Raw genomic sequence first — 26,901 nt, 5'->3', positions numbered from 1 at the left:
TCCCCCCGGCAGTATGCCGGAAGGATTTCCAGGAAGATCTTTAATCTATTCTCTCTAAATTACCGTTTGCGTCCATCTTGAACCTCGGCTTGCTCTCTTCCTCTTCTTCTACTAAAAAGGCCATTTTCCGGGCACGGTCCATAATTTGGATAAGTGCCTTATAATCATCGTTGACAACCCGGTAATCGGTTTCAACTTCATTGACCTGCTTGTTGAGCTGCTCGTTCTCTCTGCGGTATTTGGAAAGCTCCTCTTCCTTGTCGTTCAAAGAGCGCTCCATCTGCTTGATATGGCGCATCAGTTCCTGGTAAGTCTGCTTCCACTGCCGCAGGAACCGGATTACCGCATCAATGGAAAGCGCCTCTTCCGTCACTTCACGGGCCGACGGGTCCAGAACGTCCAGAACGGCTAGCGAGGTTCCCCCGGAAATAGTAGAAACGGCCGCATGCTTTTTCAGCTGCGCTCTTTTCTGCCGCTGGGATTTCGCAATGGAAATGGCGGCCTCGTATTTCTTGCGTACGAAGCTGTTCCACCGGAACCCGCATGCCGCGGCCGTCCGTCCGATACGCTCCCCCACTTCTTCAAACGCGGCCAGTTGAGTGCTGCCTTCCCGGATATGGCGCAGCGTTACCTCCGCGAGCATCAAATCATCTTCGTCGCTCCAAGCATCCTGCCTGATTGCCGTCATGTTTTACAATCCTCCTAACCTATTGTCCAAAATAGATCACGTCCTACCGCGCATTCGACTTTCATGCCCAATCGGCCGGACCGTTCATAAGCCGGGCAGGAGATTTATCCGTGAACGGTTCCGCTCGTAATATCTCTATGCCCCTGGCAGATTTCATAGAATCTATTTGATACTATTTGGTATTTCCATTTTTTATGACACTCATACCTTAAAAGAAGACCGGTTAAGAGACAACCGCGGGAACTTCGCCCGGAATTGGCAATGCTTGTCACAACTTTTTAACAAAGGCAGACGATTGGATGTTTACACTACAGGGTATGCTGGGTATAATGAAGATTAGATTATTTCGCATCGTGGTAGGAGAGGGGGAAGTTTTCATGGATCGCATGTTCCGAGTTCTGGGTTTCTGGACTCTGGTGATCGCCCTGATGAGTCTGGCGGGAGAAATGTATCCCATGTCCATGCTGTTCTTTTTTCAAACCGTCGTATTCGTACTACTTGGCTATCTGAAGCTGTCGGAACGTACATACATCGTATTGTTCTGGGGCTATATGGTTATTTCGTTTACCGGATTCACGTACTGGTCCGTGTTCAAAATGCCTCTCTAATTACATACGGCGCTTGAGCAAAAAAGGTGATTCGCGATTGAACCTCGCGGATCACCTTTTTTTCGTTGGACTTGGGGACACTTACGTCCGCTCACCGCTAAACCGGTATTTGCCCCTTAAAATAAGCTGGTATGTGTACATTCCGCACCATCACATAGAACCGGGCCCCAAGAACCATGACATGTAGGGCCGGCATGGGAATTATCTAATTTACCTATTTCACCTCATTCATCTATCTCTGCTCGGGTCATAGGATATTCTTTTCATTCATTTCCCGGCTCAAAAGCTTTGCTTATCGGCTACCCGGCATCACCGGCGTTCCGGTCGGCGATCGTCTGACTCCGAAGGGATCGGGCAAAAACTGCCGGATGATTACCGCATTAAGACACCGCAATGCGTACCGGGAAAATCAGCTTCCGCGTACTTCAATCGCGGATTCAGCTTTCTTCTCGTTCAAGCGTCAGCACCTTGAACAGCTCGCTCATCCCGTCGCTGATGAGCAGCTGCCGGATCGCCCGGTTCGCCTTCGCTTCCGGGCTGAACGGATCCCGGCCGGCATGCTCCACGAGCCGGCCGAGGATACCGCCGCGCACGAGGAACTCGCGCTGCGTCTCGTAACGGGCGACGGTCCATCCCGCCGCCCGGGCCGCACGCATGCACGCCGTGAAATCGACGTGCGCGGTTATATCCTTACGCCCCGCGGCGGCGTAAGGATTGTCATCGGCGATATGCCGCCGGTAGCACATCAGCGTCCCGTTCATCCGGTGGGACGCATAGAGCTCTCCGGCGGTATCGCCGTAGTCCACCAGCAGCATCCGTCCGCTGCGGATGCGCCCCCCGGCGCGGGTGATCCACTCCCCCGCGCCAAGATTCACTTCCGCCTGCTGCCCGTGGGCCAGGCGGATCCCCTCGCGGCCGAGATACAGCGCGGCCGGGTGGTCTTCTCCGAGCGGCAGCCACCGCTCGGTAAAACCCGTGCGGTCGTCCCATCCGACCGCACCTAGCTCGAGCCGGCCGTCCCGGCAGCGGACGCGGTGCACCGGCATCGCGTCCGCCAGCTCGTTGGCGACGGCGAACACTCCGCCGCCGGCCGGCTCGGCAAGCCACTCCGCCTCCGTCAGGAACCGGAGGCGGTCCGCATGCTCCCGCAGCGACTCCCGCTGCAGGGCGCGGTGGTACGCGCTCGATTCGATCGCCGTGATCGAAACGGACGCGTACTGCCTCGGGCTGCGGCTGCGCAGCGCGTCCAGCGCCTGCCGGGCCAGCCGGCCCGTGCCTCCGCCGAATTCGACGAATTCGACGGGGCTGCCGGACGGCACGCTCTCGGCAAAAGCCAGCAGCTCGCCGGCGATGATCTCTCCCATCATGCTTCCCAGATTGGAGCTCGTGTAAAAATCCCCGTCCCGCCCGATTTTGGGTTCTTCGCGGCGGTAATATCCAAACTCCGGGTGATACAGACAAATCGTCATATAATCCCGAAAAGGAAGAGGCCCCTCTTCTTCTATTTTTCTTTTCAAAATCGCGACGATTTCCGGATGACCGGCCTCCGCCTCCGTTTCTCCGGTTCCCGAAGGAATGCCCCTATGACCGTTAAATCCGCTCATTTTCTCGCCTCCAGGAAAATTGTAGGGATAAAGACAAATAGAACCTGAATAGATATAATAGAAAAGGTAGAAAAGGAAGGGGATTCCCAGCATGTTCAAAGCACTCATTTCACTTTCTATAGCCATTGCCATTCCCGCCGTTCTCATATCGGGCTGTTCGGACCGCGAAGCTGCCAAGGCTGCCGTTAAAGGCGCCCTGCACAAGCAGGCGGAGATGAACGCTTTCGCTTTCGCGGGCGGGGCCGATCTTCACCTGGACGGGCTTCCGGCAGGGGATTCGTCCACACTGCCCGGGCAGCTGTTTTCGTTTCTCAAAGACAGCAAGCTGGAATGGAAAGGCGCCGCTTCCTTAAATCCGGTCCGGTGGGAATCCGATCTGAAGGCAGCTTCACGGAGCGGTTCGGCCGAACTGACGGTCCCTCTTCTTTTCCAAGATAACAAATTGTTTTTCCATATGCCACTTCTTAACCCGGATAACGAATATTTCGTGACACGGCTGGGGCTGCCCCCGGACTCTCCGGCTTCCGCAGGGGATAAGACGGGCACGGCTGCGAAAGCCGCGGCTTCTCCCGCGCTGGAGCATCTCTCCCGGCTTTCTTCCGATTTGTCCAAGCTACTGCAGGAAGGGGCCGACGAGGCCTGGTTTGAGCATGACGGGGAAGTCAAGCTGACAGACGGTTCGGCTGCCCAGTCGTACACAGCCTCCGTAACACGCATGAACGCCGGCGCCTGGAATAAGAAGGTACAGGAGAAGCTCCCCCGTTTCCTGGAAGCGCTGAAATCAAACGGGCTTATTTCCGATGCGCAGGCCGCCGAATTTAGGCGTTCGGCAAGTTCGTTTAAATTATCCGCCCCAGGCAAATGGACGGTCCTTGTCGACAAGGAAGGTTTTTTACGGAAGCTCGAGATGGAATTTAAGTTTACCGGCCCCGGAGGGAATAAATCGTCCGCATCCGCCCAGACTTTTTCCTTCCATCAGTCTTTCGATGCCGTTAACCAAACACCGGAATTCCGGAAGCCGCTGCCCCGGCAAATCAAGTCTATCGATGAAGTTCTCAAGAGTCTTGGCAGCGCCGGCAAACAATAGAGCATGCTGCTTACTTTCCGCCTGGGGGAGGTAAGTATTTTTTTGAACCCGTTCTCATAGAATGGGATAATTTCGGAATTAAAGGGGTCACCACATGATTTTGAAAAAATTCACCCTCACCTTCTGCACCCTTCTGTTCGGGACAAGCCTCCTTTTTGTTCCGGTTCATGCGGAAAACAGGACGGAAGCGGAAAAGAAAGAAACCGAAGCTCTTCTGCAGAAAGGGCTGACGGTCCATGAAATCGACCGTGAAATCGCCCGCCTCGCGGAGGAAGACATGAAGCTCGGCGGTCAGCTGACCGATACAGAGAAAAAGATCGCCGCCCAGGAAATCGTCGTTAAAGATGCGAAAAAACGGGCGGGCAAGGTCATCCGCTCCTATTATGCCGGCGAGCGTGAATCGCTCTGGTCCGTCCTGCTGTCGGTCCGTTCGCTGCCGGATCTCCTCAAAACGTACGAGTATCTGGACATCATTCTCGATCATGATCACCGTTCGCTGACGGCTCATCAGGACGCCTACCGCGAGCTGGGCGCCATGAAAACGAAATTGGCGAATCAGCGCACCGATTTGCAGAAAACCAAAGAAAATTATCTTAAGCAAAAGGAGCGGATTCTCGCTCTTCAGTCCGAGCTGAACCGGGAACTGGACGCAAGCGGAAGGAGCGAACTGATTCTCGCTCTAATCCAGGAACTCAACGGCCGCTGGGCACAGGAAGGACTGCCGTTGTTCCGTACGTATTTCCGGTCGCTGGCCGGTGTGATGGATTATTTCCCGGAGCTGCTGACACCCGGGGGTAAGGACAGTCATTTGACCCTGGAAACGGGCGGCGGCAAATTTCAAATGACCGACCATCAGCTTAACGCGTTCCTTCGCAGCAAAGACAGCAAGTTCGACGATCTAACGTTTCAGTTTAAGCCGGACGGTGTCATGGCCTTCGGCACCAAGGACGATATGGACGTCTCCATAAAGGGCACCTACGAAATGGAAAAAGACGGTGACCAGCCCGTCATCGCCTTCCGGGTGCAGGAATTAGTGTTTAACGGGTTTAAACTGCCGGATACAACGGGTAAGTCACTGGAAAAGGAATTTAATCTGCGCATTTATCCGAAGAAGCTCTTCTCCTTCGTTTCCGTGGAACAGATTACCCTGGAAGACGGACTTTTGGCCATTAAACTCGGGCTAAACTGGTAGACCGATCCCGTCTGGCATGATCCGTCGCTTTTGTAAGGTCAATGGTTTATTGGCCGTAAGGATGATGAGGTGCTCGGGAAGAAGGTCCATCTTCGGGTTAACGAGAATGCGCCGGATACGAAAGCGAGGAATTGATTATGCAGCTTAAGCCTGCCCTTATCGTGGATTTCCGCCAAGACGGATCAGCGGCTGATTTCGCCCCGTTTGATCCCGAGCTCAAAGAGACGGTCGAGCTGTTCGATCAGGATAAGGAAGTGTTTGTTTTTAACCGCGAAGAAGAGCTTGACCAAGCTAAGGAGCTGGTCAGCCGGCACGGTTATGAAGCCGAGACGATGAATCTCGTGCTGCTTCCTCCCCATGCGGAACGGACGGGTTATTTTTCGGACTACGGGTTTGAAAGCAGAGCCGGACACGTGTACTTGTACGAACCCGGCATCGCCGTCTTCCGTCTCGGAACGGGTGCTGTACAAGATCCGGATTCGCCCATGAAAACCGCATCCGAAGCGGAACCGGAGCTGGCACGGCGGCAGATGGACGAATACGTGATCGCCCGGTTTCACGAAGCGGACGGTCTTCACTTCGTGGTTGACCGCCAGCATGACGAACTGATGGACCGGACTGCCCGCGCTTACGGCTGTACGGTGCATTTTATCATCTCATGATTAACGAATGCTGTACCGGAAACCTCCGGCAGGCACAGCAAAAAGCGGCGGGCTTTAGGCCCGCCGCTTTTGTTATACGCTACAGCAGATCGGCCGCCAGTTGGGCGAGGTGGGAGCGCTCACCTTTTTCCAGCGTGACGTGTCCGCTGATTTCTTCCTGCTTGAACCTCTCGACCGCGTAGGTCAAACCGTTGCTGGCCGCGTCCAGGTAAGGATGATCGATCTGACCGGGATCTCCCAGCAGAACGATTTTGCTGCCTTCGCCTACCCGGGATACGATCGTTTTCACTTCGTGTTTCGAAAGATTCTGAGCTTCATCGATAATAATGAACTGTCCCGGAATCGAGCGTCCACGGATATAAGTCAGAGCTTCGACCTGAATACTGCCGAGCCCGGCGAGTATTTTCTCGATATCGCCCGCTTTTTTCGTATCGAAGAGAAATTCCAGGTTATCGTAGATCGGCTGCATCCAAGGCCGGAGCTTCTCGTCCTTCTCACCCGGCAGGTAGCCGATATCTTTCCCCATCGGAACGACAGGACGCGCGATCGTCAATTTTTTGTATTTACGCTCGTCTTCCACTTTAAGCAGTCCCGCTGCCAGCGTCAGCAACGTTTTGCCGGTGCCGGCCTTGCCCGAAAGGGTGACGAAGGAAATGTCGTCGTTCAGAAGCAGCTCCAATGCCATCCGCTGCTGAGCGTTGCGTGCGGCGATTCCCCACACCGGTTCGTTCGACAAGAAGAGCGGTTCCAGCTTTTTGCCGTCGGAAGACGTTTTGAGCAGCGCCGATTTCGAGGTGCCCAGCTCATCCCGGAGAATGACGAATTCATGCGGATTGAGCCGGTAGCCCAGATTCAGCGTAGGCACGCTCAGAAACCGGAACGAGTAAAACTCGTCGATGACGGACGGATGAACATGAAGCGTCGTGGCGCCCGCATACATTTCGTGGTCGGACACGACACGGTCGCTCAAGTAGTCCTGCGCGGTCAGACCGAGCACATCCGCCTTGATACGGACGAGCGTATCCTTGCTGACCAGAATGACGGGCCGCGGCTCGGATTTCGTCTGTTCCTCCGTCCGGTAATTAAGCGCCACCGCTATAATCCGGTTATCGTTCGTCACCTCGGCGAAGACTTCCTGCATTTTATTGAAGCTCTTGTGATTCAGCTCCACTTTCAGGCTGCCTCCGCTGTCGAGCGTAATTCCGTCATGCAGCCGCCCCCGTGCCCGCATCGCGTCCAGCAGTCTGGAAACCATCCGGGCGTTGCGTCCGATTTCGTCGGCGTTGCGCTTCTTGGAATCGATCTCCTCCAGCACGACGGCCGGAATGATGACCTCGTTATCTTCAAAAGAAAACATCGCGTTCGGATCCTGCAGCAGTACGTTGGTATCGAGCACGAAAATTTTTTTCATTCCCGAAATTCCCTCCCGAATCTGTAATGTTTACGGGGTTACCACGATACGGCCCCTGGGGAAAAGCTACAGGTTTACATCCTTTCCGCGGATCGGTATCCGGCGGTTACGGCGGCTACATCCAGCTCTCGGTTCTTTCCCGTCGTCCGCCCGCATCCCCCGATTCCGCAGAAAGCGGCATTTTCAGACAAAGCGCCAAAGTGACAAAAAGCCCGGGCACAAAAGTGCCTAGGCTTTTTTCATCGCTTCAAATACTTGTCCGTCCAGCTTGTCGGCTGCACGTTTGTCATAAGTTTTCTCGAATTCAGGGTCTACGGAAATACGGGCGCCGTAGAACATCGCGTCGCGAACGACACGTATATTCAGATCATAGCAGGCCAGCTTGAAGGGAACCCCTTCAAGAACTTCGGCCGCCGGCGCGGCTTCCGCGTAAATAGCGTGTACGGTCCCCGCGGCAATCATCGTCACGGTAGCCGACGGGTTTTTCTCCAAGTTAGCAATCAGACGGGAGCGCTTGTCAACAGCAAAGCGTATTCTCCCCGGGTCCGGTGCATATACCCACGAAATGGCATTGGCCGTAGGCGCTCCCGTTTCCGAGTCGATCGTATGCAGCAGGACGAGCTTTTCCTTGTGAAATTCCGCAATCAATTGTTCCGAGAGAGCTGTAATTTCTTCCGCCATGCCTGCAGCGCCTCCTGCATCATTTTAAATAAGTGCTGTTAGCGAACCAAGGCCCGCCTGATTTCATTATATCATATGGAAAAAGCTTCACGCTATGTACAACAGCGGTCAGGCACGGATTCACACTCCTTTAGCGACAGATACAACCATTGTATTCGTCTCCACAAGGAAGATATGTCACCCTTGTCTATCCGGGCGTGAAAAAGAGCGTTAGTTATTCGTTATATTTGGGGTTGGAACCGATATCGGCAAGCAGGCGCCCGGCATGCTCACGGTCGAAAAAGACGGAATGCTTCTCCCCCTGCCGCACATAGTCGATCCGAAGACGGTACTCGTCCGCTTCTGTCTTTTCAAATTCGCTTACACCATGATCTTCCCGCAAAATCTCTTCGAAGAAGTCGGCCGTTTTCCCTGCCGCCTCGTCAAGAGGTCTTGCATCGGCCACAATGCGGATCTGCAGCCAGTTGAACAAAGCGTCCTGAAGCGTCATAGAATTCGGCCCCCCGGTTTGAAATCAAATTTGGCACAACCTTGTCGTCGTTACTGACCCGTTTGTCCGGGGTCCTTCTTCTTGCGTCTTCCCTCGACAAAATAACGGATCCGCAGAATCAGCATAAGTAAAATCGCTACGGCGAGCGAAGGGACAATCGGAATTTGCGGTCCGAGCACCTGGAAAAACGTAAGCATAAACGAACCAAGCGCAAGCAGGACGTAAACGATCAGCGCTTTCAAAACCGGCAGTCTCCGTGTACGGAAAACCTTGTTATACACGAAGGACATCATGATGAAGATGATGAGGCACGTCAGCCAAAAATTTTCGGCGAACCATTGGTACATTACGCTGCAACCCCCTTTGTATAGTTAAAAAAGAAGGGAAATAAGGCGAAGGAACACAAATTCCCGCTTATTTCCCTTCGTAGGTGAAAAGATGGATTCAGTTAAGCTTACGCGTTGGCGTCAGCGGTTTTGCGCTGCTTCTCCGCACGTTCACGCTCGTTCTTGTTCAAGATCTTCTTGCGAAGACGGATCGACTTCGGCGTGATTTCGCAATACTCGTCATCGTTCAAATATTCGAGAGCCTGCTCCAGAGAGTAGATTCTCGGAACTTTCAGCTTAACGGTATCGTCTTTCCCTGCGGAACGGATGTTGTTAAGCTGTTTTTCTTTACAAATGTTAACGACGATATCGTTATCGCGCGTATGCTCGCCAACGATCATGCCTTCGTACACTTCAGTAGCCGGCGTTACGAAGAGCGTACCGCGGTCTTCGATCGACATCAGGCCGTAAGTGGTGGCTACACCGTTCTCCATGGAAACCAGCACGCCTTCGTGACGGCCGCCGACACCCGCGCCGGCATAAGGGCCGTAGCTGTCGAAAGCATGGTTCATGATGCCGTAACCGCGTGTCAGCGTCAGGAAGTTCGTCCGGTAACCGATCAAGCCGCGGGCCGGGATCAGGAATTCAAGGCGAACGTTGCCGTTGCCGTGGTTCACCATGTTCACCATTTCGGCTTTGCGCGTTCCGAGGCTTTCCATTACGGCGCCCATGCTGTCTTCCGGTACGTCGATCAGAAGACGCTCGATCGGCTCCATTTTCTGGCCGTCGATTTGACGAATAATGACTTCCGGCTTGGAAACTTGAAGCTCGAAGCCTTCACGGCGCATATTCTCGATGAGAATACCGAGGTGAAGCTCGCCGCGTCCCGATACGATAAACATATCCGGGCTGTCGGTTTCTTCCACACGCAGGGAAACGTCCGTTTCCAGCTCGTTGAACAGACGCTCGCGAAGCTTGCGGGATGTCACCCATTTGCCTTCGCGGCCTGCGAAAGGACTGTTGTTGACGATGAACGTCATTTGCAGAGTAGGCTCGTCGATTTTCAGAACCGGCAGTGCTTCCGGGTTAGCCGGATCGGCAATCGTTTCACCGATGTTGATGTCCTTAATACCGGAGATGGCGATAATGTCACCGGCGCCCGCCTGCTCGATTTCAACACGCTTCAAGCCTTGGAAACCGAACAGTTTCTCAATGCGCGCCTGCTTCATTCCGCCTTCGCGGGTCATAACGGCCACGGGCTGTCCTTGCTTGATGATACCGCGGTTCACACGGCCGATCCCGATTCTTCCGAGATATTCGTTGAAGTCCATCAGGGTAACGAGGAATTGAAGAGGCTCGTCCACGCTTTCCGTCGGATGCGGGATATGGCTGACGATCGTCTCGTAAAGAGCCAGCATATTCTCGCCTTGAGAATCAGATTCCAAGCTGGACGTGCCCTGCAGAGCGGATGCGTAAACAACCGGGAATTCCAGCTGATCGTCATTGGCGCCCAGTTCGATGAACAGATCCAGCACTTCATCAATGACTTCGAGCGGGCGAGCGTTCGGACGGTCGATTTTGTTCACGACGACAACCGGAGTCAGGTTCTGCTCGAGTGCTTTACGAAGCACGAACTTCGTCTGAGGCATCGTTCCTTCAAAAGCATCGACGACCAGAAGAACACCGTCAACCATTTTCATAATCCGTTCCACTTCTCCGCCGAAATCGGCGTGTCCGGGAGTATCCATGATGTTAATCAGGTGGTCTTTATAGTTAATGGCCGTATTTTTGGCAAGAATGGTGATGCCGCGTTCCCGTTCCAAATCGCCGGAATCCATGGCGCGTTCCTGAACGGCTTCGTTCTCGCGGAATGTACCGGACTGTTGGAGCAGCTTATCAACTAGCGTGGTTTTACCGTGGTCAACGTGGGCAATGATCGCGATGTTGCGGATTTTCTCTCTGGGAAACATAAAGGTAGGTCCTCTCTCCTTGGGCGCTGCGCGCTTTTATTGAATGGCAAAGCCGTGATGCTTGGCAAAAACGTTGTGATACCGTATGTGACGCGGAAGGCCGTAAGCCTAAAGCCTCGGCCGTTCCGGGGAACATGCCTGTCTGAGACAGCTTTGACAGCTTTGTAAACCGGGCGGTCTGCCGGGACGGCTGCAAGAACCGTAAAAGCATCCGACCGGGCTCTGTTTCAAAATAAGCGCCGGATGCATTCCGACGCTACAACGTTCCGATTATACGCGATAGAACTTCTAAAAGCAAGATTTTTCGGCAGTAAAAGAGGTTTTCTCCTCCGATTTCCACTCTATTTTACACGCTACCAGATTCTTTTGCCCGATACGATCAGTACGACGCCTGCCGCCAGCAGAAGCACGATAAACACGTAGATGCTCACCGTAAACACCAGGTTGAAGAGCAGCAGCACTACGGAGACGAGCGCGAGTCCGATGGCAATCATCCGCAGCCCGTTATCCCTGCCTTTTTCGAAATAGACGAGTTCATAGAGCCCGACCGCGATCCCGAAAATGAATCCCGGCCACAAAATGGACATGAGGCCCCAGCCGAACAGGCTGCACAAGAAAAAGAGGATGCCGTACGTAACGAGAACGCCGCCCGGAAAAACCGCCGCGGATGGCAATGTCCGGTTGAAGACGAGGGCGTGCAGCACAAGGCCGGGCAGCACGAGCAGCACAAGCGGCCACAAAAGCGCCCCGATGAACGTGAAAACGCCGATTTTTCCGAGCAGCAGAACTAGAGCCACCCCGACAAGAATGATTCCCATAGATAACGGTTTGTTCGACATCTGCGATCCCCCTGTATTCGGACGACACCTTGACGGATAGCGGATCTGCGGATTGCCGGAAATTGCGGCGAGGTTTCCTTGTCGGTATCTCCCATCTTGGAAGCCTGGCAGCCCGCCCTTCCGCGTCCGCGGGCAACTCCGCCCGGTATCGACACGCTTTTTATTTCCAGTTTATCGCAAACGGGAAATGCTGGCTAGAGCCAATCCTCGGGCGGAAATGCGGAGAAGCTATTCTTTTATCGATTCAAAAGAGGCGTCGTAGAGCCGGAACATCGTTTTGTAGCCGGACTCGTCGACTTTAATGCCCACGTCGAGTCTGCCCTTGATTTTAAGGGGACCTGACGTGTAGCGCAGCTTCGTCTCCTTCGGCACGAATACGATCATAATCTTGTTCCAGTAAGTCTCGTCCCCGTTGTCAAAAGGGCATTCCGCCCCTGGCGCGGGAATGAGCAGAAACCAGTGCTTGTCGAAGGACAGGACTTCGCCCATAAACCCGCGGATCTCTACGCTTTTGCCGTTGAGATCCCAGAATTTATTCGACGGCGTCGCCTGTTTCTCGTCGTCGAAGAACTCCGTCCACTTCAGCACGGGGGACGAAGATTTGGCCGGGGCCGCCGTCGGCTTCGCGGCGGCCGGAGCCTTGTCCGCAGTGCCAGTCCCTGCGGACGCATTCTTCTGCGGCGGCGCGCTTGCCGCAGGAGCGGTCCCGGCGGCCGTGCCGTCGGAAGGAGCCGCGCCCGGCGCCGCAGGGCTCTGCCGCGGGGCCGTTCCGGGCGATGCGGACGGGGCGGGCGCTCCGCCCGCATCGCCGGCAGCCGGCGGCAGGCCGCCCGGGACGCCTGTGCCTGTGCCGGTCGGGGCGGGCGTCCCCTCCGGCGCGGCGCTTCCCGCGGGAGGCGCGGCCGTGGACGGGGACGCGGCGGCGTCTGCCGGCGTCTGCGCGGCCGATGCGGAGCCGAACGACTGCGCGGCAGTCTTCGGCGCCTCTTCTTTGCCGCAGGCGGATGTCAGGAGCGCGGCGGCGAGAATCGTCAAAACCGTGCGGGTATACTTCATTATGGATCTCCTCCTACATAAGGGAATGGAATTGCTGTCCGGTCTTTACGGATCATGCGGCTGCGGTGCTGCTTGCTACCGGCTCAGGAACGGAACAGATACAGGGGGTCCACCCGGTAAACCTGCCAGGCCGGAATCGCCGAAGCGGCTATGCCGAGCAGGACGGCTCCTCCCGCAAGCAGCAGCTCGCCGGGCGCAAGAGACCATGGATCGATCTGGATTCCCGCGAAGTCAAACAGCAGGGAGCTTCCGGCGGCTCCGGCGCTATGGCCGAGCAGAAGGCCGACAAGCAGACCTCCCGCGGTCAGAAAAACCCCTTCGCCGACAAGCGCCGCCCACACGTATCGTCCCGGTTTGCCGATCAGGCGCAGCAGCGCGACATCTTTGCGGCGTTCGCTTGCCGCCGCCAGCAAAGACAGCAGCAGGGTCAAAGCGGCCAGAAGGACGCAAAGGTACGTAACGATCTGCACGACCTGGGTGCCTTTATCCACCACATTGACGACATCCGCTACGGCCTTGCCGGTATACATGGCCTGAAGGCCCGTCATTGCGTCGTATTTGTTTTTGAGCGCCTGGGCGCCGAGAAGCGATTTCGGCTTCACCATAAGCGCCGTCACTTCGCGGTCGTGCTGCGCCGCTTCCCCGTGGACCGCCCAGGCGTAGTCCAGTGTCGTGAACACGGCACGATCGTCGGGAGAGTGCAGAGGCGGCAGGATGCCGACGACTTTGTACGAGAAAGCTTCATGTTCGTCATGTTCGTCATGTTCGTCATGCCCGTTATGATCGCCTTGTGCGCCCTCATGGCTTGCGTCCGCATGCCCCCCGCTCTCTTCCTCATGGTGCTCCTCCGCATGCTCTCCCGCCGCTTCGGCGGAATGGACAAGGCCGTGCTCGCCCTTGAACGTATCTCCCACTTTCAAGCCGAGCGTACGGGCGGCATGCGAACCGATAACCGCTTCCCCGAGCCCGCCGTACAAGCTTCCTGACGCGAGCTGTTTATCTCCGTACCGGACGGCGAAATACCGGGCGTCTACGCCGACTATGGGATAACCGTTCAGATTATCTCCCGTCGTTATGGCGAAAACTTCCTCCGCCTCGGCTTCTTTCTTCACCTGCTCGTATAAGGCGTTCGGAATATTCCCGGTCGGCGCCCCGATATGATAGTAGGTGCTCATCGCAAGCTGGGTCTTGCTCCCCTCCGCGCCCATCGTAATCTCAAAAGGACCGTATCCTTTCTCGGCGCCTTTCTCCACGCCTTCGTTCCACATCAGCACGAAGAGCAGCAAAGCGGCCGTCAAGGCGACCGAAAGCATCGTTAAGACCGATAACGTCTTACGATGAAGCGCATTGCGCCAGATAACCCGGAAAACACTCATCCCAGCTTTTCCCCTTTCCAGCCGGACGTCCCCGAGGGTTCAGCTATATCTCCCGGCAAAATACGGTCACGACCTGGCCCGCCTGCCGGACGGATCGCTTCCTTCGGCGTGTACCACTCGTTAAGCTCCCCGATGTGCGTCCTTGTCCGGAACCCGGCCGCCAGCTCGAGATCATGGGTCACGACCAGCAGCGTCGCATTCGAGGATGCGGTAAGCTCGAGGAGAAGCCGCATCACGTCCTCGGCCGTTTCCCGGTCCAGGCTTCCCGTCGGCTCATCGGCCAGCACGATTTTCGGGCTGCGGATCAGGGCTCGGATCATCGCCACCCTCTGCTGCTGTCCGCGGGACAGCTGACCGGGCAGATGATTCATCCGGTCGGACAGCCCGACGCGTTCGAACCATTCCGCTGTGAGTTCCCGCTTACGCGGTTTAGGCATTTTCACGGGCAGGGCCAGCTCCGCGTTCTGCCTGGCCGTCAGCGAGGCCATAAGGTGAAAATCCTGAAAGATGATTCCGACCTTCTCGGAACGGAAGCGGTCGCGCTGGGCCTGGGATTGGGCATGAAGAGGCACACCGTCGACAGTTATCTGCCCTTCGTCCGGGGCGAGTACGCCGCAGAGCAGATGGAGCAGCGTACTTTTGCCGCTTCCGCTGGGACCGGTTAACGCAAGCTGCTCGCCTTCCCCCACTTCCCATTCCGGAACGGATAAAATGGGGAGCTTCCCTTCGCCGGGCAGCCGGAACTGTTTTTTAACGCCTGTAAGCTTAATCATCATGTATCAGCCTCCATTGAAAACGGACAGGAGCTTCATGCCCCTGTCCGTCGGATGATGCCGGTACTGCTCCGCCCGGCCGATTATTTCAGCTTGATCCGCTCGGAGAGCGCGTCCCATGTCAAGTTTTTGCCCGTAAGCTGGTTGAATGCTTCCAGCGGGAGATAGAGGACGTTGTTGTCGATGTTCGCTTTGAAGCCGCTTGGCTGGCCGTTCAAGGCCGCTGCCTGCGTATCGATGTTTACGGAAAGATTGACGCCGCCCGCGCTCAGAACGACTTCGCGTGCATCTCCGTTCCATTTCACTTCGGCGCCCAGCGTTTCAGCCAGCGCTCTGGCCGGATAAAGTACCGCGCCTTCGCGGGTCACTTTGAATTTCGGGTACGCATATTCGCTCTGCAGCTTGTCTGTCGCCGCTTTCAGATCGATACCCGCCACGGAAGCCACGGCGCGCGCGATCTCAGTGTTGTCGATCTGGCCTTTGACCTTCTCGGCGATAGGACCGTAAGCCCATACGCCCACGTCGACGGCGGAATGACCGTGTCCGGACCAGCCTACAAGGTAGCGCTTGGACATTACGGCGTTAAATGCGCCTTCCTGCTTGTACGAAGAGCCGTCTCCGGCGAGAATGAATTTCGCTTCGTCGTCGGTCAGATCCGTATGGCCGGTATATTTAGCTACGAGCGCTTTCACGTCTTCGACGGTTTTGGCGTTTTTGAGCTCTCCGCCGATCAGCTCCGACGATTTTTGCTGGTCGTCCCAAGCGTCCACGTTGATCTCGTAAATGTTGTCACGGGAAAGCGAGAGACCGCCTGTTTCGTGATCCGCCGTTACGACGACGGACGTGTTGCCGTCTTTTTTCGCAAATTCCATGGCGACTTTAACCGCTGCGTCGAAATCGAGCATTTCCTGCACGACGGACGGCAGATCGTTCGCATGACCCGCATGGTCGATGCGTCCGCCTTCCACCATCATCGTAAATCCTTTCGGATTGGCGGAAAGAATGTCGATCGCTTTGCTGGTCATTTCCGCGAGATTAGGGACGGTGTTCGTGCGGTCCAGCACATAATCCACGTGGGAGTTTCCGAACAGGCCGAGCGCTTTTCCGGTTTTGCCGTCCAGCGATGACAGCCCCTGCTTGTCGTACACGACTTTGTAGCCTTCTTTTTCGAAGTCCGGAATGATCGTTTTGTCCGTCCGCTTGCCCTTCTCGTCCTTGCTCAGGAAAAACTGCTTGCCGCCGCCGAACAGCACGTCCACATTCCCGTCGTTCAAATATTGGGACGCGATGGCGCTCTCGTTGTCGCGGTTGCGCACGTGAGAGGCGTAAACGGCCGGTGTAGCGTGAGTGATACGGGCGGTGGTGACGAGTCCCGTCGCTTTGCCCGCCAGCTCGGAAGCTTCGATCACGGAAGCGAACGGCTTGGACACGTCTTCGTTCGAAACGCTGATCGCGGCGTTGTATGTTTTATTGCCCGTTGCGAAAGCCGTTCCCGCCGAAGCGGAGTCCGTCACTTCACCGGAAACGACTGTGCCGCCGTCTTCTCCCCGGTCCGCATAGGTAGTGGCTTGTCCGACGTAGTAGGAGTCGAGCTCCAAATGATCCTTGCCCAGCTTATTTTTGGAAAACGTACGTCCGGCCGACACCTGGGCCGGTCCCATTCCGTCGCCGATCAGCACGATCACGTTCTTGGATACCGCCTTCTGTTCTTTCTCTGCAGCCGTTGTGCCTGCGGCCAGTACGCCGCTTGCCAGCGTGAATGGAAGAAGTGCGATTGCCGTTCCGGCAATCATCGAACGATGAATGATCTTTTTCAAAAGAATCCCCTCCGACTTTAAGTTCCCAACAAGTCTCATCGTACGGCTTTACTATTTCCGACAGTTAAAAGAAAACGCGCAAGTTTGTTAAATTAAGGGGATACTATTAAGCCGATGTAAAAAGGGGATACTACCGGTAACCAGAAGGACAGGAGAACGGAGATGGCTACGAACCGGAAATCCAAGAAAAAACCGCTCTGGACCCGAGACTTTGCGGTAACCTCCCTTTCGAACCTGCTTTTATTTTTCAGTTTTCAGCTGCTCATTCCGACCATTCCGCTTTATGCGGCCGGGATCGGCGGCGGGCAGACCCAGATCGGGCTTGCCATGGGTACTTTTACCGTCGCCTCTCTGCTGACGCGCCCGTTCGCGGGCCGAGCGCTGGACACGATCGGCCGGAGGCATGTGCTTTCCGCGGGGCTCGCCTTGTGCGGGCTGGCCGTGCTCGGTTATTCGGCGGCCGCCGTTGTCGCCATGCTGCTCGCGCTCCGATTTATTCACGGAATCGGCTGGGGAATTTCCACCACCTCGCTTGGGACAGTGATTTCGGATATCATCCCTTCCGAGCGCCGGGGCGAAGGGATGGGCATCTACGGATTGTCCAATACGATGGCGATGGCCCTGGCCCCCTTGACGGGCTTGTGGATCGCCGCGGAGTACGGCTTTCACCCGTTGTTCATTTTCTCCACCGTCCTCTCTTTCTCGGCTTTGCTGCTCTCCTTGTTTATCAGATCGGGGCGTAAAAAACCACCCGCTTCTTCCCGCCCCTTCTCATGGCGCGGGTTCCGCGAAGGGCTGATCGAGCCGGGGGCGCTGCTTCCGTCCCTTCTGCTGTTCTGTACGGCCGTCTGCTACGGCGGAATCGTCACTTTCCTCACCCTGTTCGGTAAGGAAGCCGGTATCGGCAACGTCGGCTGGTTCTTCGTCTGCAATGCGGTCATGCTGCTGATCACCCGTCCGCTGACGGGACTGGTCTATGACCGCAAAGGGCCGGCGTGGGTGCTGTTTCCGGGCGCCTTCTTTACCGGCGCGGGTCTGTGGCTGCTCTCCTACGCCCATTCCGCGTCGTCGCTTGCCGCAGCTGCGGCTGTCTTCGGAGCGGGATTCGGCTCCGTGCAGCCCGCCCTGCTGGCGTGGACGATCGACCGGACGGAGCCTTCCAGAAGGGGAGCGGCCAACGGCACGTTCTACTCCGCCAACGATCTGGGCATCGGGACCGGCTCGATGCTTCTTGGCGCGTTCGCTTCTCTTGTCGGCAGCTACGGGGCCGCCTACCGCTGGTCCGTGCTGCTCATCGTGCTGCTGATCGTCATTTACAGCGTCTATCTGCTGCTGACACGGCGCAAAAGCGCGCAGCTTAAAGCGGCATAAAGCGGCTTAACCAGACGCCCGGTAAACTCGGGGCACGCCGCAAAGAACAAAACGGCTGACAATCCCGCGCAGGCAGGGTCCCGGCGCACCGTGCGACATCGCATGGCGCCGTCAACCGCCTGCACCACAGCCGCTGCAAGCTGGCCCTGCATTAGGGGCAGGCTCGCCAAATTACCCGAACCCAAATAAAACCGCCGTTACTCCGGGAGCAGCGGCGGTTTTTGGTGCGTGAGGTGCGTGAGGTGCGTGAGGCGCGTGAGGCGCGTGAAACGGCCGGGATTGCAGATGCAGCCGGCTTGCCCGCAGTCTACTTGCTTCGGGCCGAAATAATTTCTTCCGCACGGCGTGAACGGTGTTCTTCCGTAATGGCCGGACACGTGTAGCAGTAGGTGCCCGTCAGCTTGTAATACAGACAGCAGCGGTATTTCATGCGCACTGTTTTGCCTGCGTTATACACGTCGGGCACAAACTTGAAAGGAAGATCCAGCGGATGCCGATCCCGGATTCCCGAACATTCGAACCAGGCAGGGTCCGAGACTCCGACGATATATTCATAGTCTTCCCGGAGAAGGAGTTTAAGCTCCTCCGTGGCAGCCGTATCCATCCAATTTTGATAGCTTCTATGCAACGTTAATGCGGCGTATGACCACTGGGAATGCTTATCTATCCCCGTCAGTTCCCGGAGCCTCTGAGACACGGGCTTCATATAAGAGTCGAACAAGCCGCCGACCAAATGTGCCCGCCTCTCTTCCCGCGAAAGTTCCGGCACCGCAAAGGTTGAGGGGCTTCCCTGCAGATGCAGGTAGAACGATTCTTGATCATACTGGATGGACGTTGAAGCCGGATCCAGCGGCAAAGCGATGTTATGGTGCGACATGGCGTGAAGAAAAGCGGCCGGTATCAGGCTCAGGTAGCTCGATAGAGTGGCGCCGATTGCGCGAAGGTGTTCGGTTTTATACACGTCCTTGTAATGCCCGATCATTTCCTGCAAGCCTTCCTGCAAAAAATCGCTTCCTCCAGTCGTTTTCTCAAGGAGTTTCTCTCCGCCTAGAATGACGCGAAACTGTTTGGCATAAAATTCCCGGAATTTCGCCGGATCTTCCGTCCATGCGTGATGGTTTTCCGTCTGCACATCTCTCACCCCCTGTAAAATCAGCCTGCCGGGTCGGCAGAATCCTGTTTACAACGACTTCTCATAAATGAGAACCATTATCACTGATGAACAGTTTACCATATCGTACACAGCATGAAAAGACCGGCCCCTGAAGGACCGGCCGTTTGAATGATCAGACTCCGCATACACCTTGGAAAAGCAGGCTAAACTGCGATGCCCTGTCAGAACACGGTTTTTCTTTTGGCCGGAAGCAGCCATTTTTTCAAGAGACCGATGCCAACGACCAGAACGGCCCCCAGCCACGGAACCGGCCAATGCGGCCATTCCCCAAGAAGCCAACCGCTCAGCTTCGCATCGCTGAGGAACATCTCTCCGGCGGTAAAGCCCAGAACGGCCGCCCCCATGTAAATGAGCACCGGCATCTTTTCCAGAAGCTCCACGACAACGGCGCTTCCCCAGATGATGATGGGAATGCTCAGCCCGATCCCCAGGATCAGAATGGTCAGATTATTCCCGGCAGCGGCGGCAATCGCCAGCACATTGTCCAAACTCATGACGAAATCGGCCGCAATGATCGTCCAGACCGCCTTCGACAGGGTGCTGGCCTGCAGGACGGACGAATGAGCATCGTTGTCCATCAGCAGCTTCACGGCGATCCAGAGAAGGAATACCGAGCCTGCCGCCTGGATAAAGGGGATTTTCAGAACGCCCACGGCGATAATGGTCAAAATGAGCCGCAGGGCGATCGCGCCGAACGCTCCCCACCATACGGCCTGCCTGCGCTGCGCGGCCGGCAGATTTTTGCTTGCCATCGCAATGACGACGGCGTTGTCTCCGCTGAGTACGATGTTGATCAGCATGATTTGCAGAAACAGTCCAAGCTGTTCGAGCACACCGCTTCTCCCCTTCCGCTTCAGGCTCCACTCGTAGTCAGAGCAAAGCCGCCTAAGCCTAGAGCTTAAAGCTGCCCGCAGCCTGCCTCCGCCTCATATCGCCGGATCGGACACCCCTTCCTTTTCCTCATCCGTTCGTGACGGAAGAAATCAGAAATAGGCGTCCTCCTCCGCCTCATCCTCAGGAGTCACGACGACGGTTTCCGCCTCCTGCGCGGCCCGCAGGATCCATTCCTCTAGCTGCGGAAAGCCTCTTTCGATCGCTTCGATGACCCGAAGGTTCGGGTTGGTGCTCGGCGACGGCGGCAGGAACAGCGTGCAGCAGTCTTCGTAAGGCTGAATCGATAACGTATACGTATCGATTTGCTCGGCCATGCGGATGATCTCCTTCTTGTCCGTCGCAATCAAAGGCTGCAGGACAGGAAGCGATACGGCCCGGCCGATCGCATTCAAGCTCGGCAGCGTCTGGCTCGCCACCTGCCCGAGACTTTCTCCCGTCACCAGCGCCAGCGCCTTCTCCCGCTCCGCAATCGTCTCCGCAATGCGGTACATGGCGCGGCGGAGAATGGTGACGAGCAGATTGTCCTTGTACGCGGCATAAATCGACGTCTGCACCTCGGTGAAAGACACGAGGTGCAGCTTGATGCTTCCGCCGCTGTAGGCGGACAGCTTGCGGGCCAGCTGGATCACCTTCTCCTTGGCCCGCTCGCTCGTGTACGGGAAGCTGTGGAAATGCACCGCTTCCAGTTCAAGCCCCCGGCGCATCGCCTGCCAGCCCGCCACCGGGCTGTCGATCCCGCCGGAGAGCAGGAGCACGGCTTTGCCGTTCGTTCCGAGCGGGTAACCGCCCGCTCCCTCGAAGGTCTCCACGAACAGCAGCGCCCCTTTCTCCCGAAGCTCCACCCGCAGGGTCGTTTCGGGGCTGCGCACATCTACGCTGAGCTCCGGACAAGCCCGGAGCACGGCGCCGCCGACGATCCGGTTCATTTCCGGCGTATCGAACGGAAAGCTTTTATCCACGCGCTTGACTTCCACTTTAAACGTCTGCGGACGCTTCACGACTTTCTTCATAAGCGCGACCGCCACCGCCTGAATCGCTTCGCTGTCGGATGGAGCCGTGTACACGGGACTGTATGTTTCAATACCGAACACTTTCGAGACGGCTTTGCCTACATCTTCGGCGGGCGCATCGGAGAGCCGGATATACACCCGGCCGTATTCGGTCACCAGCTTGACCTGCGCAAAGGGCGCAAGAACGCCGCGGAGCTGGCTGACGACCTTTTTTTCAAACCGCGAGCGGTTTTTGCCCTTTAGCATCATTTCTCCGAAACGGACGAGCAGCAGATCGGGCTTCAAAGGAGACAGCATGATCAGCGTCCCCCTTTCGTCCGCGCAGACACCGGTACGAGATCGGCGATTACGCCGCGGAGCGCTTCTACGAACCGGCGGGCATCCTCTTCCGAATGCTCTTCGGTCCAACTGACCCGCAGGCCGCTTGAAGCATGCGCCCGGTCCAGCCCCATGGAGAGCAGCACTTTGCTGGGCTCCGGCTCTCCCGAAGAACAAGCCGACTTCGTTGATATATATATGCCCCGCTGCTCCAAAGCATGTACGACAACTTCGGAATTCATGCCCGGGTAAGTAAAATGAACGAGATGGGGCGCCATGTCTTCCTCATCGCGGGAGCCTGTCAGAGCCAGCTCGGGAAGCCCGAGAATGCCTTCGACCGCAATGGTGCGGAAAGCCCGCTTACGCCGGATGTCTTCTTCCAGATTATCGGTGGCGATCCGAAGCGCTTTAGCCATCCCGACGATCAGGGGCACGTTCTCGGTGCCGGAGCGTATTCCCTGCTCCTGGCCTCCCCCGGCAAGCTGGGCCTGAAGGTCGATGCCCGTCCGCTTATAGAGGAAGCCCGCTCCTTTGGGGCCTTTGAACTTGTGAGCGGACGCGCTCATCAGGTCGATCCCCAGCTCGTCCGGAGAAAGAGGCAGCTTGCCTACTCCCTGTACGGCGTCCACATGAAACAGCACGGTCTGCTTCTCGCGCAGCCACCGGCCGATCTCTCCGATCGGCTGTATCCGCCCCATCTCGTTGTTCACATGCATGACGCTGACGAGAATGGTCTCCCCGGTGACGGCCGCCTTCACATCCTCCACACGGACTTGGCCCGTTTCGTCTACGGGAAGAACCGTCACTTCAAAGCCTTCCGCCTGCAATTGACGGAAAGCTTCCGTTACGGAAGCGTGCTCGACAGCTGTTGTAATCAGATGACGGCCCCGGCTGCGGTACCGGTAAGCCGCTCCTTTGATGGCCAGATTGCTGCTCTCCGTACCGCCCGACGTAAAAATGATTTCTTCCGGCCGGGCCTTAAGAGCGGAGCCAATCACCTCGCGGCTCTTTTTAACCAGTTTCTCGGCGTCCAGGCCGAATTTATGAATCGAAGACGGATTGCCGAAATGCTGGAGCATCACGTCCGCAACCGTCTCCGCCACTTCCTTGTAAGGCTGGGTTGTTGCCGCGTTATCCAAATAAAGCATCTATCTCTGTCCTTTCTAATAGAAAAAAGATCGCGTTAAGGGTTGTGCCTGTCACGTGCATATTCCTCATTAAATCGCAAAACCACCCCGAACACAAGCCGCCTTTATCATCAAAGCAAGCCGATTGCCTTTTCCAAGATCGCTTCCGCACCTTGCCGGACCTTCTGAAAAAAAAGAAAGAAGCGGCCTCTCCAGCCGGAGAAACCGCTTCTTTCCAACGTTATTAAGGCTTAAGTAAATTCCCGGTCGTACCGTTCCTTGGCATTCATAACCTTTTTCACATACTGCTGGGTTTCATTCGGCAGCAGATGCATTTTCTCTAGTAAATCGGAATCGTTTTTGATCCCCAGCTTGTTGACCCGTCCGGGTCCCGCGTTATAGGCCGCCAAAGCGACGCCGACATTTCCGTCGAAACGCTTAAGCTGGTAGGACAAGTACTGCGCTCCGCCCTGGATATTCTGCTGCGGATCGAAGGCGTTCGTGACGCCCAGTCCGTTTGCCGTGCCGTCCATCAGCTGCATAAGCCCCTTGGCTCCCGCTCTCGAAACCGTATTCGGGTTAAAGGAGGACTCCTGGCGGATCACCGCTTTAATCAGGGCGGGATCTACGCCCGTACGCTCGCTCGCTTGTACGATGTAAGCGTCGTAAGCCGCTTCGCGCGCGGAAGCGGGCAGAGAAGCTTGTACGGCTCCGGCGGCCGTTTCGTAGGAACGGAGTGCCTTCGCCTGCCGCTGAACGCTTAAGCCCGTGCCGGCGGCAGCGGGAACCGCGCCTGCCGAGCCCGTCCACGCGCCCTGCAGCGCTTCCAGCGGCAGAATGCCGAGCACATCCTCCCCGGCCGGATCGGCGGACAGGCCGCCTTGCTCCATGAGAAGCGTGTTGAGGAGCGAGCTGAATTCCTCGCCGGATTCGGAGGCACCCGACGCTGCTCCGCCGGCGCCGGAAAACAACGTCGATTTGTTCAGCATTTCCAGTTTTAAAAGTTCTTTCATCAATCGCGGATCAATAGACACCATTTTTCTCATCCCCGTTTGTAAGCCCATAAGCAAATTATAAGCCTTATATCGGCACAAATCGTTCCGTTTTGAACCCTTTTGCCAAATTTGACGAAAATCCGGCTTCGCAGCCGGAATTATTCGCTCAGGCCACGTCTCTTTTCCGGAAGACCAGGATCGTAACGCCCAGGAGAACGACCAGATGCAGCACATAAATCGTCAGTGAAAACCCAAAGGTCATTCCCGGGAAAGGAGGCGGCGTACCCGGATTGACAAGAGGATCGGGATCATAGATCTTCCAGTTCGTATTGTTGAATATCAGGTACCGTGCCCAGTTGTATTGCAGGGCGGCAAAAGCCGAACCCGCCAGATTCATGACAATGGATACCGTAATCGCCAGCGCACTGCTGCGGAAAACCGTCGCGATAAAGAAGGCGAGTGTGAACATGAAAAGCATGTCGGGCAGCGAGTACCAGTACGAGCTGGACAGCACGATAAAATGCTCGTCAGGCAGCTCGGCCGTCCCGAACAGTGCGGCCCCTGCCGCTATGGAGCTCAGAAAAAGAACCGCGTAAGCAATGAGCACCATAATTACGCAGGCGGTGTACTTCGACAGCAGAATGGCTGTCCGGCCGGCCGGGCGGATCAGCAGCTGCTTGATCGTTCCGTCCTTGTACTCTTCCGTCACCGTCTGCGCCCCAAGAACAAGGGCAAACAAGGTAACAAACAGCGAGCAGACCATAAAAACGGTGCCGGCAAAGCTGATATAATTGTGGCCGTCCGAATAGCCGGGAATCCACAGTTTAATGGGCAGACCGACAAACAGACTGAGCAGCAGCAGAAAGATATAGAAAATCCAAGTCGATTTTTTGCTTGTGATTTTCATGATTTCATTTTGTACGAGCGAAAGGAATTTCATCGGCTGTCCTCTCCTTTCGTCAGCTGGAGGAAGGTGTCTTCAAGCGTCGGCTTGCGGATAGCCACCTGATACACATCTATCCCCTGCCCGACGAGCCGGGACACGATTTCCGGAATCGCCGACTTGGACAAATTGGCGGTATACAGCCCGTTCTCGCGCTTCAGCAGCCCGTATTCCCCGGCCGTATGCTCTCCCGCCTCGATTCCCTTCAGTTCGAATTCGACCAGCACCAGCTCATCCTCTGCGGTCGCTCCGCCGCGAACGATACGTTCGCCGACAAGCCGGCCTTCCTGGATGATCAAGGCGCGGTCGCAAATCAGCTCGACCTCCGCCAGAAGGTGGGAGGAGATGAGGATCGCAATCGATTCCGTCTTGGCCAAATTGCGCAAATAATCGCGGAGCTCCCGTATGCCGGCCGGATCGAGACCGTTGGTCGGCTCATCCAGAATAAGCACCGTCGGCCGGTGAAGAAGCGCCTGGGCGATTCCCAGCCTCTGCCGCATACCGAGCGAGTACGTTTTGACTTTGTCGTGAATCGCGTCGGTCAGCCCGACCAGCTCTACGATTTCCTCCATCCGTCCCGCCGGTATGGGTCCGGCCGCCATGCGGGCAAAGTGGACGAGATTTTTATGGCCCGACATATACGGGTACAGCTCGGGGTTCTCGACAATAGCGCCCACATGGGCAAGCGCCTTGGAACGCTGTGTCCTTACGGGAAAGCCCGCAATCCGGATTTCGCCCGCGCTCATCGACATCAAGCCGACCATCATACGGATCGTCGTCGTTTTACCGGAACCGTTCGGTCCCAGAAAACCGCAAATTTCCCCCCGCCGGACGGAAAAGGACAAGTCCTTGATAATCGGTTTTCCGCCTATCGTTTTCGATACGCCTACCAGTTCCATAGCTTGTTCGGTTTCCATTTAATCCTCCAATCCTATCCAGCACTAGCATGTCTGAGCAAATTATAACGGTTTAAAGGGGTTTCGTCTAATTTCGTCTGTCCCGTCCCTTCCATGACCGATATAAAAAAAGGGCCCGGAGGCCCTTTTCCGCCGTTCGCTAAATCACAAACGGGACGAAAAACAAATTGGAAAAAAAGCTGATCAGTCCGATCGCGATTGCCCAGCCGCCGGCTTTCCGGCTTCCGTCCGCAAACGCCATGTACCCGAGAATCGCCCCAAGGGGTCCCAGCACAAACGGGAGCAGGAAAAACGAAAGAACGGACGACACGAGCGCCATAACACCGAGCGTCCGGGCGCTTATCCACGAATCCGAATCGGCATCCTCCCTGCTTCGGGCGCCTGCGTCTTCCACATTGCGTCCTGCAAGCCCCGGCGCCAGTTCGCCCGCATATTCCTCACGGTCCGAATGCCCGGCGTGTTCCCGACCCGCAGAAGAATTCGCTTTAGCCGGGTCATGCTTTTGAGAATGTTCCCGCGTGCGCTCCTGCTTCTTACGACTTTTGTGGTGAGTCATACGTGAAGACCTCCTCTTACTGTGCTGAGGAATTTCGGATGCGCGTGTTACTTCTTCTCTTTGAACGTGTGACAGCACGTATTGGCACGGTCCGCAGCCTGATCCTTATGACGCGTATCAAATTCTTCGCCGGCAAATTCGGAAGACAGGTCGGCATTCGCATGCTCGTCCACTTCGATCATAATGATATCCGCACGGCAGTTGTTCCCCTGTCCCCAGTAGGCACAGTTCGAAACGGCGCATTTGACTTCTGGCATATCGATCACCCCCAAGCATAGGGTCTCACGAAGGCTGGGCGGATATCCGCGGGGAGTGCTGTCACAACCTGACAGACGGACTGACCGCAACCATTACCGCAAACAAAAAAGCCCCCGCGCGCGGAGGCTTCATTTCTCTTATTTTAAACCCGTTCGCCCTGCATGCGGCGCTGGGTAATGTAGTCATTTTCATAGTAAGACAGTTCTTCGCGGAGCTCTTCGAAAATTTTGGACAATTCAATCGTCAGATCTCGTACTTCACGATTCGGTTTTTTGCGGAAACGAATGGCATCCTGTCCGGTGTACGCGTAGCGGCCGTCTTCGGAATAGCACTCGTTCTTCGGGTAAAAGAAAGGGCTGATACAGTTGTGGTACACTTCATACAGCACTTTTTCGGTAAAGTCCACATTGAAGGTCGGTCTGCGCAAGCTGACTCCGAGCTTCTCGTAAGCCACCTCGCAGAAAACAAGCAGGTGACGAGTATCCTGCAAATAGCCGCGGTAAAACTCTTCCATTTCGGAATCGGACTCTGCATTCAACTGCGGAAGAGAGTAGGTGTTCAGAAACGACTCGATGCGGTCCGCCGCTTCCTTCAGTTTCTTTCTCGTTGTCTCGCACGCCTTCTTAACATTATCCATTGCCATTACGGTTATGACCTCCTCTAGTTAACAGAGCGGGAACTCGCACCCGGCTCAGCCCATCCATATAGTATCACACTTTCTCTGGAAAAGGTACCCGATTCTTAAGGGCAAATGTCCG

The 26,901-nt window shown here is 56.1% G+C and carries 27 protein-coding genes and 1 pseudogene; 6 read left to right on the top strand and 22 right to left on the bottom strand.

The features are described 5' to 3' along the window. Nucleotides 1–40: 40 nt before the first annotated feature. A complete protein-coding gene (locus tag ABH899_RS02045) occupies nucleotides 41–688 on the bottom strand; it encodes an RsfA family transcriptional regulator (RefSeq protein WP_369993552.1) in 648 nt (215 codons plus the stop codon). A gap of 377 nt (nucleotides 689–1,065) precedes the next feature. Here ABH899_RS02045 and ABH899_RS02040 point away from each other — a divergent pair, with 377 nt between their 5' ends. Beyond that, nucleotides 1,066–1,296 (top strand): DUF2626 domain-containing protein, encoded by a 231-nt coding sequence (locus tag ABH899_RS02040; protein WP_009671348.1) that lies wholly within the window; start codon nucleotides 1,066–1,068, stop codon nucleotides 1,294–1,296. Nucleotides 1,297–1,733: 437 nt separating this feature from the next. On the opposite strand, the gene ABH899_RS02035 is transcribed toward ABH899_RS02040, so the two are convergent. Continuing rightward, on the bottom strand, nucleotides 1,734–2,900 hold the full coding sequence (locus ABH899_RS02035; protein WP_369993549.1) for a class I SAM-dependent methyltransferase: 1,167 nt from the start codon (nucleotides 2,898–2,900) through the stop codon (nucleotides 1,734–1,736). A gap of 91 nt (nucleotides 2,901–2,991) precedes the next feature. Here ABH899_RS02035 and ABH899_RS02030 point away from each other — a divergent pair, with 91 nt between their 5' ends. The 3 genes from ABH899_RS02030 (at nucleotide 2,992) to ABH899_RS02020 (ending at nucleotide 5,841) form a co-directional block, all read left to right on the top strand. Beyond that, nucleotides 2,992–3,987, top strand: coding sequence for a hypothetical protein (locus tag ABH899_RS02030; RefSeq protein ID WP_369993547.1), 996 nt, complete (start codon nucleotides 2,992–2,994; stop codon nucleotides 3,985–3,987). A gap of 94 nt (nucleotides 3,988–4,081) precedes the next feature. Further along, nucleotides 4,082–5,179: a coiled-coil domain-containing protein gene (locus ABH899_RS02025; protein ID WP_369993545.1), complete on the top strand. Its 1,098-nt coding sequence runs from the start codon at nucleotides 4,082–4,084 to the stop codon at nucleotides 5,177–5,179. A gap of 137 nt (nucleotides 5,180–5,316) precedes the next feature. Then, entirely contained in the window at nucleotides 5,317–5,841 is a 525-nt protein-coding gene (locus ABH899_RS02020) for a hypothetical protein (protein ID WP_369993543.1), read from the top strand. Nucleotides 5,842–5,920: 79 nt separating this feature from the next. Here ABH899_RS02020 and ABH899_RS02015 read toward each other — a convergent pair whose 3' ends face one another. From ABH899_RS02015 to ABH899_RS01970, 10 genes are all read right to left on the bottom strand, one after another. Beyond that, a complete protein-coding gene (locus ABH899_RS02015) occupies nucleotides 5,921–7,252 on the bottom strand; it encodes a PhoH family protein (protein ID WP_369993540.1) in 1,332 nt (443 codons plus the stop codon). A gap of 228 nt (nucleotides 7,253–7,480) precedes the next feature. Continuing rightward, nucleotides 7,481–7,933, bottom strand: coding sequence for a pyridoxamine 5'-phosphate oxidase family protein (locus ABH899_RS02010; protein ID WP_218228393.1), 453 nt, complete (start codon nucleotides 7,931–7,933; stop codon nucleotides 7,481–7,483). Between the two features lie 214 nt (nucleotides 7,934–8,147). Continuing rightward, complete coding sequence (locus ABH899_RS02005) at nucleotides 8,148–8,423, bottom strand: hypothetical protein (RefSeq protein ID WP_326056342.1); 276 nt, start codon at nucleotides 8,421–8,423, stop codon at nucleotides 8,148–8,150. A gap of 50 nt (nucleotides 8,424–8,473) precedes the next feature. Then, a complete protein-coding gene (locus tag ABH899_RS02000; RefSeq protein WP_369993538.1) occupies nucleotides 8,474–8,770 on the bottom strand; it encodes a YlaH-like family protein in 297 nt (98 codons plus the stop codon). Nucleotides 8,771–8,877: 107 nt separating this feature from the next. Then, the gene (gene typA / locus ABH899_RS01995; RefSeq protein WP_009671334.1) at nucleotides 8,878–10,719 is read right to left on the bottom strand and encodes a translational GTPase TypA; all 1,842 of its coding nucleotides are present in this window, start codon (nucleotides 10,717–10,719) and stop codon (nucleotides 8,878–8,880) included. 353 nt (nucleotides 10,720–11,072) lie between these two features. Continuing rightward, nucleotides 11,073–11,558 (bottom strand): hypothetical protein, encoded by a 486-nt coding sequence (locus ABH899_RS01990; protein ID WP_009671347.1) that lies wholly within the window; start codon nucleotides 11,556–11,558, stop codon nucleotides 11,073–11,075. A gap of 228 nt (nucleotides 11,559–11,786) precedes the next feature. Then, nucleotides 11,787–12,614 (bottom strand): hypothetical protein, encoded by an 828-nt coding sequence (locus ABH899_RS01985; RefSeq protein WP_369993535.1) that lies wholly within the window; start codon nucleotides 12,612–12,614, stop codon nucleotides 11,787–11,789. A gap of 83 nt (nucleotides 12,615–12,697) precedes the next feature. Further along, a complete protein-coding gene (locus tag ABH899_RS01980; protein WP_369993533.1) occupies nucleotides 12,698–13,990 on the bottom strand; it encodes an ABC transporter permease in 1,293 nt (430 codons plus the stop codon). Continuing rightward, entirely contained in the window at nucleotides 13,987–14,766 is a 780-nt protein-coding gene (locus ABH899_RS01975) for an ABC transporter ATP-binding protein (RefSeq protein ID WP_369993531.1), read from the bottom strand. The genes ABH899_RS01980 and ABH899_RS01975 overlap by 4 nt, the downstream gene beginning before the upstream one ends. 80 nt (nucleotides 14,767–14,846) lie before the next feature. Continuing rightward, nucleotides 14,847–16,580 carry an alkaline phosphatase gene (locus tag ABH899_RS01970; protein ID WP_369993529.1) on the bottom strand — a complete coding sequence of 578 codons (1,734 nt, stop codon included), beginning with the start codon at nucleotides 16,578–16,580 and terminating at the stop codon, nucleotides 14,847–14,849. A 159-nt stretch (nucleotides 16,581–16,739) separates the two neighbouring features. Between ABH899_RS01970 and ABH899_RS01965 the strand changes: the two are divergent. Beyond that, nucleotides 16,740–17,474: pseudogene (locus ABH899_RS01965) on the top strand (MFS transporter); the annotation flags it as partial. Next, on the top strand, nucleotides 17,460–17,951 hold the full coding sequence (locus ABH899_RS01960; protein ID WP_349267304.1) for an MFS transporter: 492 nt from the start codon (nucleotides 17,460–17,462) through the stop codon (nucleotides 17,949–17,951). The pseudogene ABH899_RS01965 and the gene ABH899_RS01960, both read left to right, overlap by 15 nt. Before the next feature lie 307 nt (nucleotides 17,952–18,258). On the opposite strand, the gene ABH899_RS01955 is transcribed toward ABH899_RS01960, so the two are convergent. From ABH899_RS01955 to ABH899_RS01910, 10 genes are all read right to left on the bottom strand, one after another. Further along, entirely contained in the window at nucleotides 18,259–19,083 is an 825-nt protein-coding gene (locus ABH899_RS01955) for an IucA/IucC family C-terminal-domain containing protein (RefSeq protein WP_369993527.1), read from the bottom strand. Between the two features lie 203 nt (nucleotides 19,084–19,286). Next, nucleotides 19,287–19,958, bottom strand: a complete 672-nt coding sequence (locus ABH899_RS01950; RefSeq protein ID WP_009674003.1) for a TerC family protein — start codon at nucleotides 19,956–19,958, stop codon at nucleotides 19,287–19,289. A gap of 150 nt (nucleotides 19,959–20,108) precedes the next feature. Next, nucleotides 20,109–21,326, bottom strand: a complete 1,218-nt coding sequence (gene thiI / locus ABH899_RS01945) for a tRNA uracil 4-sulfurtransferase ThiI (protein ID WP_369993525.1) — start codon at nucleotides 21,324–21,326, stop codon at nucleotides 20,109–20,111. Nucleotides 21,327–21,328: 2 nt separating this feature from the next. Further along, the gene (locus ABH899_RS01940) at nucleotides 21,329–22,495 is read right to left on the bottom strand and encodes a cysteine desulfurase family protein (RefSeq protein WP_369993523.1); all 1,167 of its coding nucleotides are present in this window, start codon (nucleotides 22,493–22,495) and stop codon (nucleotides 21,329–21,331) included. A 230-nt stretch (nucleotides 22,496–22,725) separates the two neighbouring features. Next, nucleotides 22,726–23,511, bottom strand: a complete 786-nt coding sequence (locus ABH899_RS01935; RefSeq protein WP_369993520.1) for a lytic transglycosylase domain-containing protein — start codon at nucleotides 23,509–23,511, stop codon at nucleotides 22,726–22,728. A gap of 124 nt (nucleotides 23,512–23,635) precedes the next feature. Next, complete coding sequence (locus ABH899_RS01930) at nucleotides 23,636–24,409, bottom strand: ABC transporter permease (RefSeq protein ID WP_369993519.1); 774 nt, start codon at nucleotides 24,407–24,409, stop codon at nucleotides 23,636–23,638. Further along, a complete protein-coding gene (locus tag ABH899_RS01925) occupies nucleotides 24,406–25,329 on the bottom strand; it encodes an ABC transporter ATP-binding protein (RefSeq protein WP_369993516.1) in 924 nt (307 codons plus the stop codon). Before ABH899_RS01925 ends, ABH899_RS01930 begins: the two co-directional genes overlap by 4 nt. 139 nt (nucleotides 25,330–25,468) lie before the next feature. Beyond that, complete coding sequence (locus ABH899_RS01920; protein WP_009674000.1) at nucleotides 25,469–25,885, bottom strand: hypothetical protein; 417 nt, start codon at nucleotides 25,883–25,885, stop codon at nucleotides 25,469–25,471. Nucleotides 25,886–25,932: 47 nt separating this feature from the next. Then, a complete protein-coding gene (locus ABH899_RS01915; RefSeq protein WP_016423477.1) occupies nucleotides 25,933–26,142 on the bottom strand; it encodes a DUF1540 domain-containing protein in 210 nt (69 codons plus the stop codon). Nucleotides 26,143–26,285: 143 nt separating this feature from the next. After that, the gene (locus ABH899_RS01910; RefSeq protein ID WP_009674001.1) at nucleotides 26,286–26,786 is read right to left on the bottom strand and encodes a YpuI family protein; all 501 of its coding nucleotides are present in this window, start codon (nucleotides 26,784–26,786) and stop codon (nucleotides 26,286–26,288) included. Nucleotides 26,787–26,901: the final 115 nt, after the last annotated feature.

The organism is Paenibacillus sp. RC84 (genome assembly GCF_041260495.1).
Lineage (GTDB): Bacteria > Bacillota > Bacilli > Paenibacillales > NBRC-103111 > Paenibacillus_F.
The sequence above is the reverse complement of the archived record's forward strand: the minus strand, read 5'-3'. Positions and strand labels throughout refer to the sequence as shown.